Here is a 6,342-nt window from a genome sequence, read left to right as displayed (position 1 = left end):
ACCCGGTACTGGCCTCAACCTCGGGACGGGTGCTCCTCCAGGAAAAGCATGCGAAAACATAAAGCCCGCGCCCACGCTCTTGACGCAGGCGCAAACGCCTGAATCAATCAACAAGTCGGTCGAAGCGGCCGCTCATGATCGCGTGAAATCCCTGCTCACGATCAAATGAAATGAGCGCTCACCATCGCGTGAAATAGCTGCTCACAATCAGCGAAATGCGCGATCAGCGTGCCGTCGACCGAGAAGTCGCCAGAAGCTTTTTCACCTTGGGTTGCGCCAGCACCGCCGCTAGGAACTTTGCAGCGATGTCGCCATCCAGCAGCCGGTCACGGTTCTTGGAGAACACCGAATGATCTCAGGTTGCGTCGTCCACGCCGATGCCCACAAAACAGCGGAACAGGAGGTCGTATTCCAGCCGCCCCATCAAAAGCCGCTCCGAGCGGATCGAATAGAACGCCTGCAACAGCATCGCCCGCAGCAGCTTCTTCGGCGGGATCAACGGTCGTCCGATCGGCGAGCACAGCGCCGCAAACTCTCGTTCCAACGCCGAAAGCGCGTCATTCACAATCGCCCGTATACGGGCGCGACGGATGATCGCTCCGAACCCGAACCTCAAGGTCCACGTAGCTGAACAGTTCGCCCGTCTGTCCGTCATCGCCCCGCACGATTCACTCCCACATCTTCGTGGTAAAGTGAATCACGAACCTAAGACTGTCGCGAGCCCTTTTTCAACAGATGGGGTGATTGGGGTCTCGCCCGGGCCCAGATGCGGGCGGCTGCTCCTGTCGAGATGTTAGAACGTGGTCGCCTTGGAGCGCCCGCCAGGCCAACGCGGCCATGAAGACGATGCCCAACAAGATCCAAGCTGGCCGTCATCCTGCACCGCATGTGGGCCGACGGAACCGAATTCCGCTTTGGAAGGAAGCCGCCGGTCCCGCATCGACATGAAATAGGACAACGAACAAAGGAACAAAAATGAACACAGATAGTCGTTCGCCCGAGAGGGTGATCCGGATCGTTCCCGTGGGAACGATGGGCAAGGCGATCTCGATGGCATGCACGATCCTGGGCGAATTCTCCAAGGTCGGTCAACAGATGGAGATGCCTCGCTCTCCTAACCCCATCATGCGGCGGCTGCGCGCCGACCGCGAAGAGAAGCGAGTGACCCGCGAGGCGACGTGATCCGGAAAAATGACAGGAAAAAAGCTTGACCTCATCGACCCCAATCAGAGAAGCCTGCTAGACCTCCGCGGCTACATCGCAGCCGACGCATGCTCGGCCACTTGGCGGTGCGTGGCGAACCAGACATCGCCTTTGGCTTTCGCAGCCCGAATAATTTCTTCTAATATCCAAATTCTGGAACGATAGCCTATTACATGGGGGTGCATCGTGAGCTGGAATAGCTGGGCTTCTTCGTATGCTTTTTCAAATTCTCTCAGGAAAATCCCAAGAACGTCATCCGGCCTAAGTCGACCATCGATGAGATATAACGCGTCATCGCGTATCCATTCGACAGGTATCTCTACTATCCCAGTACGTTTACCGTCTTGTAACAGTTCATAGCAGCTATCGTCAGCCATTAGAGATGAGTCATAAAGCAGTCTCATCTCACGAGCGATAGAAAGGGTATTATCGGAAAAATCCCAAGACGGTGTCCGCATTCCAACAGGTAGAATGCCAGTGATTTGTTCTAGCGCCTCGGCACTGCGCAGCATGAGATCGCGTTCTGCCTCCTTCGGCAAGCCGGAATTCAGTTCATGTATCCAGCCATGGAGACCAATCTCGTGTCCTTGATCTCTCACCGCACGCTGCTCATCCGGATAAAGCTTCGCTGCGATCGCGGGAACAAAAAAGCTCGCCTGGATGTCGTGTTTCTTAAGCAAGGCCATTATCCGAGGCATTCCGCGCCTGCTTCCGTACTGCCCCCAGGACAACCGGCCAATTGATTTTCCGCCGTCGCGCAATTCGTTGGTTTCATGGTCAACGTCGAACGACAGGGCGACAGCGCAGTGTTTTCCTTCGGGCCAAGGGGGAGTGAGTGGTTTGCCTGCTCTGACGCGATTGACGCAACCGCGCCACTGGTCTTCTGGCCACTGCCAAGGCCTCGGATATTGCCTTTCGGTCATAGTTCCTCCTTCATTTCAAGTCCATCAACGGCCGAACCATCGATCCTAGGCTTGGGACTGTGCACTAAAGCTGATTCGCCTCCCCGACCACTTCCGTTACCATGCCCAATATGCCGCTCGGAAATTGCCGTGCCTTGAGGTCTGTTTCGAACGCGCGTGCAATCGATTCGACGGTCCATTCGTCGTCCAACACCGGAAGGGCAACACCAGGGTGAGCGATCAGCAATAACGATCGCCCTACGGTTCGAATGATCTGACCGTTTATCTCAGCAGCAAGATCGGATAGCAGATAACAAAGAACCGGTGCATTAGCTTCTGCTGGGGGTTCGGTGCTGGGGTTGCCGCCCTGATACTGCTTTCTTTGCTCTTGCATGTGAGATGCACCGACCGGCGACACTGCGTTCACCCGTATCCCGGTGCCCGCGTTTTCGGCGGCCCAGCTGTATGTGAGTGATGCGACAGCGCCTTTCGTTGCACCGTAGGCGCCCATTCCCTCAAGGCCCATTAGCGCTCCTGAGGTGACATTTACGATTGAGCCGCTACCTTGCCTTTTCATATAGCGTATGGCGTGGGTCCGCAGGCAAGGGTTCCCATTATGTTCGCCTCGATCATTACCCTGGCTTCCTCCTCGCGTTGCTCCTCCAAACGAGCCAGACGCAGTAGGCCTGCGTTGTTGACCAATCCGTCAATTCGTCCCCATTGCGCAACACAGAGATCAACTAAGTCGCCAGCCTGCTGCCACTTCGCGATATCGGCCGCGAGACCGATCGCCTGTCCTCCGGCATCTATAATCGCCGATCGCGTGGCCTGAACGGCAGCCTCGTCCAAGTCGTTCACGACCACTCGCGCACCAAGCGCCGCAGCCATCTTTGCGTGTGCTGCGCCAATTCCTCGCCCGGCGCCGGTCACGACTATTGCCTTTCCAAGTAGATGTGTCACATCAAATCCAATCTTTTGTAAGGAGTGTTAACGATGCGACTGATAAACTCCGCTTAGACTCACCGCCCCCAGCCCCTTTTTTTCCCATCACTTTCGCGTTTGAGAACGCGTTCCACGCTTTCGTTCACGCCAAATTTCGTTGGTCCTTGCAATAGACGCTAATCTAAAAGGGCACGATGTGAAACAAAGCACGAGCCGGTGTCCGTCAGCCACTCGATTGGCCTTGGAAGGTGTCGATCCTGTCGAAGCGGTTCTCGAGCGGTAATGACGGGGTCTTGAATGTCTTCGCTCTTGGTGCCTCGGTGGAGTCGAGAGCAAAGGCCATTCGGACTTTCCATTTGTATCATAACCGATTTCGAAGTCGCCTGGGCACCAGCGTGGGATGGACTCCTACACTGCCACGGGGCCATCGTGGCGGCGAGTTTCCGATCCCGCCTATATGAGGCTGAAGGAGCATTCCAATGCATCTTGATTACCCTACAAATGCGCTCGGCGTTTGGCCAGGGGCAATGGCGCACCGAGGTCATCGGCATCTTTCGAAACGACGACGCAATCGTGCCTTGTCGGCGCATTGCTGCTTGAGTAGAGTAATGAATGGGCGGTCCAGCGTGCCCGCTAAATGACTTGAGACGGTCCGCCAGATGTGTGATGATTCGCTTTGTCAGGCTGCCGGCAGTGGCACGGTGATCAATTCCGCCGTTTATCGGTGAGCACAGCGACCGGTGCCGTCAGCTACACCACGTTGGTAGGTACGATTAAAGATATAAGCTGCCGAATCCTGAGCTACCTTATTTTACGCAATTTTGGTTCCTGCACTTCGTCAAGTGGCCAAATGGGACGGCGGACACGGCGATAAACTAGCTTAGACATCGCGGCTGACCCCAACATTCCACCGCCGTCCACCATGAGCACCTCGCGAGCAATTGGCTCGAATGCCGCCCGGAAATGATGAGAGGACTTCAAGGCGATGGTCGCGCAGTGAAGTGGGTCAATGCCGAGAGCCGTTAGTTGCGCGAGGTCGGCACCTTGGCCATTGCGCGAGATGACAACAATTTCGATCCCGCCCACACGGAGCATCAGGCTGGGCCCAAAGCTGTTCCATATGCCACCGCCGAGAAACGAAGGCCCATAGCACCGAAAACGACCATCAGTTATTGAGACTATCTGCCCTTCCACCTCAAGAGGTCCGCCTCCCGCTTCCGGGTCGTGCTTACCACCCAGTACGATACGTCCCGTGTTTCCGACTCCGATCGCAATGCCGGCCTGGACAGCCGCTGGATCAAAGATTGCATGGAAGGCCGCGTTCTGGAGGTCAGCCGCGATCATGGCACGCAGCAGTTCCGTTGCATCACCGTAGGCTCCGCCGCCCGGATTGTCGCTATTATCGGCCAGCACAAGAGGCTTATCGGCATGCAGCTCGCCGGCTTTAGCGTACTCCGCCGCTTCAGCGGCGTTGGCTGCCGCCCAAGGGGCGGAGAGAAACTCACGTGTTTCCCAGGCGTAATCCATGAAGTCCTCGGCGATACGCTGCGCTGCCGCGGTGTCGCCATCTGCAGTCACGGTGACGCTCGGCCCAACATCATAAATGTCGCTAAGTTCAAATCCGGCGCAGACGCTAACCACGAGTGCCTTTCCAGAGGCCTCTAGTTCATTCCCCCGGTTGATCAGCTCGCACATGGGACCCACTTGGGTCCGCCCGCCATCGAGACCAAACAACATTGGCCGCTTGGCAATGACCGTTCGGGGATTTATCTCCCCGCGAAGGGCACGGTCGAGCAACTCGGCGCCCTGCCACGCACGCTCGTAATAGTCTATATGGGGATACGTGCGGACGGCGATCAACGCCGACGCATTTGCCGCCATCTTTTCAGTAACGTTAGCGTGCAAGTCAAGCGTGGCGATGATCGGAACGCCAGGTCCAAGTACGGCTCGCAAGCGAGCGAGGATTTCCCCTTCCGGGTCTTCGTAGCCCTCTGCGACCATTGCGCCATGCAGTTCGAACAGCGCCCCATGGCAACCCTTGGCTCCTGCGAGGAACCAATCAGCTATTTGCTCAAAAGTCTCCTTTGTGAGGGGGCCTCCAGGATTCGCACGGGCGATGAGGGGATGAGACAGAGCCCAGTTGAATTTCTCCGCCGCCTCGAACATCGCACCCACCGTAGTGCGTGTGCCTCGCAGAGCCGCCGGAACCTCGTCACCCCGCAGCAATCCCGAGGCCAGGAAATGTTCTAGTGTGGTCGGGATCTTATTGAAGCTGTTTGTCTCCTGGCTGATATGGCCGGTGAGGATGCGGTGGCTCATAAACCCTCTTTTGAAAATTGCGCGGATACCGCAGGTTTAAGACAAGTCATTGTGACCGCTGTGTAGCGGACACTTCGAGCCAATCTGCAATGGCCGTTGCAATGAAGGCAACAATGCCCCGCGCAATTTGAAATGAAACTACCTCATGCCAGAGCTAAGCGCGACCGGACCCGATTCCTGTTCAATCTCACCGCCTCAAGCTTGAACTCGCGGCTGAACTTCCTTCTTTGCATTCCCACTCTCCATTTCCGTCAAACTGAAGCAAGTCCTCAGTATCGCCCGCAGGGAGCAAGTCTGCCGGCGAATGATGTCCGTGCCCGGTGTGGGACCGATCACCGCGCTCGCCTTTCATGCCACGGTCGATCAGCCGGACCGCTTTCAGGGCAAGTTAAGCAATGCGGTGGCGAGCTCGCCCGCACGGCTCTCTACGAAGCGGCTCATTCGCTGCTTGTGCTCAGCAAGAAAAGGCCGTGCCTCAGAGCGGGGGTATGAACGTCGCCAAGCGGCGCGGTATGGTCCACGAGCCCGAGTTGCTGTTGCCCGCAAGCTCGCTGTCATTCTGCATGGCATGTGGATGCGATGGGACAGAATTCTGCTTCGGCAAGGCACCCGGCCCCATATCGGCATGAAAATAGGGAAAACGAACCAAGGAAGGAGGAGTTGATTCCGCCCGGAAGGGCGTGACCCGGATTGGTCCCTCCCAACGCGTTGCGGAAGCTGCATTCTAAACTGAGCCTTTTTATGTGCTCGGCATTTCATCAGACGAGGCACTTTGGGGCGAATCTATCTCCCCAGACGTCATATTTCTGGAAGGGAAATAACTTGGTTGAAACAAAACGGGAGCATCGGCAGCGACCGCGGAAGCGTCTGTTATGAAGATTTCAAGTTTAGCAGGCGCCCTGCTAAGGGAAATTCGCTTACACAAGGATGGATGGAGCAAACATGAAGATAGCGCTCGGACCCCGGCCCGTCAGGC

5 protein-coding genes and 3 pseudogenes are annotated in these 6,342 nt (G+C 56.6%); 2 read left to right on the top strand and 6 right to left on the bottom strand.

The genetic code is table 11. The features are described from left to right. Positions 1 to 244: 244 nt before the first annotated feature. Positions 245 to 665 (bottom strand): annotated as a pseudogene (locus EOA29_RS21495) (transposase); the annotation flags it as partial. 367 nt (positions 666 to 1,032) lie between these two features. Here EOA29_RS21495 and EOA29_RS21490 point away from each other — a divergent pair. After that, positions 1,033 to 1,182, top strand: coding sequence for a hypothetical protein (locus EOA29_RS21490; protein ID WP_210213163.1), 150 nt, complete (start codon positions 1,033 to 1,035; stop codon positions 1,180 to 1,182). Positions 1,183 to 1,253: 71 nt separating this feature from the next. Here EOA29_RS21490 and EOA29_RS21485 read toward each other — a convergent pair whose 3' ends face one another. The 5 genes and pseudogenes from EOA29_RS21485 to EOA29_RS21470 form a co-directional block, all read right to left on the bottom strand. Further along, a complete protein-coding gene (locus EOA29_RS21485) occupies positions 1,254 to 2,126 on the bottom strand; it encodes a polysaccharide deacetylase (RefSeq protein ID WP_127221452.1) in 873 nt (290 codons plus the stop codon). Positions 2,127 to 2,190: 64 nt separating this feature from the next. Next, complete coding sequence (locus tag EOA29_RS43825) at positions 2,191 to 2,682, bottom strand: SDR family oxidoreductase (RefSeq protein WP_127221450.1); 492 nt, start codon at positions 2,680 to 2,682, stop codon at positions 2,191 to 2,193. Continuing rightward, a complete protein-coding gene (locus EOA29_RS43820; RefSeq protein ID WP_189478952.1) occupies positions 2,679 to 3,035 on the bottom strand; it encodes an SDR family NAD(P)-dependent oxidoreductase in 357 nt (118 codons plus the stop codon). The genes EOA29_RS43825 and EOA29_RS43820 overlap by 4 nt, the downstream gene beginning before the upstream one ends. A gap of 212 nt (positions 3,036 to 3,247) precedes the next feature. Then, positions 3,248 to 3,568 (bottom strand): annotated as a pseudogene (locus EOA29_RS43100) (IS3 family transposase); the annotation flags it as partial. Between the two features lie 280 nt (positions 3,569 to 3,848). Beyond that, entirely contained in the window at positions 3,849 to 5,366 is a 1,518-nt protein-coding gene (locus EOA29_RS21470) for a M81 family metallopeptidase (RefSeq protein WP_127221446.1), read from the bottom strand. A 256-nt stretch (positions 5,367 to 5,622) separates the two neighbouring features. Between EOA29_RS21470 and EOA29_RS21465 the strand changes: the two are divergent. Further along, a pseudogene (locus tag EOA29_RS21465) lies at positions 5,623 to 5,995 on the top strand (transposase); the annotation flags it as partial. Between the last annotated feature and the right edge of the window lie 347 nt (positions 5,996 to 6,342).

The organism is Mesorhizobium sp. M1E.F.Ca.ET.063.01.1.1 (assembly GCF_003998155.1).
In the GTDB taxonomy this organism is placed as follows: Bacteria; Pseudomonadota; Alphaproteobacteria; order Rhizobiales; family Rhizobiaceae; genus Mesorhizobium.
Note: the sequence above shows the minus strand (reverse complement) of the source record. Positions and strands in the feature narration are given on the sequence as shown.